This is a genomic window from Bradyrhizobium sp. BRP56 (genome assembly GCF_020194035.1).
In the GTDB taxonomy this organism is placed as follows: Bacteria; Pseudomonadota; Alphaproteobacteria; order Rhizobiales; family Xanthobacteraceae; genus Bradyrhizobium; species Bradyrhizobium australafricanum.
The window spans coordinates 1-388 of record NZ_JADYVV010000244.1; the positions used below are offsets into that span (position 1 = coordinate 1).

1 protein-coding gene is annotated in these 388 nt (G+C 53.6%); it reads right to left on the reverse strand.

The window, feature by feature from the left end; all coding sequences use genetic code 11:
* The coding region (locus I6F38_RS43600) for a PhoU domain-containing protein (RefSeq protein ID WP_276573551.1) at positions 1-388 on the reverse strand (388 nt) is incomplete at both ends.

Consider the following 388-nt stretch of genomic DNA (forward strand, 5'->3'; position numbering starts at 1 on the left):
CCAGACTTACCAGCAATGGCTGATGCTGCTGGGAGAATTTCTCCAGTGCAGTACGGCAGATTTTGTCCGCCACGTCGCCAATACGCTCCAGCTCGGCAATGGTTTTACTGATCACCATAACCAGACGCAGGTCGCTCGCCGTCGGCTGACGTTTGGCGATAATGCGCACGCAGGCTTCATCGATCGCCACTTCCATCATGTTGACGTTCTTGTCGCCTTCGATGACGCGCTTCGCCAGATCGCTGTCCTGGTTATTCATCGCGATGATTGCATCAGAAAGCTGCTGCTCCACCATGCCGCCCATGGTCATCACCTGCGTGCGGATGCTTTCCAGTTCGGCGTTGAACTGGCCGGAAATATGTTTATTAAGATTGAGACTGTCCATAAC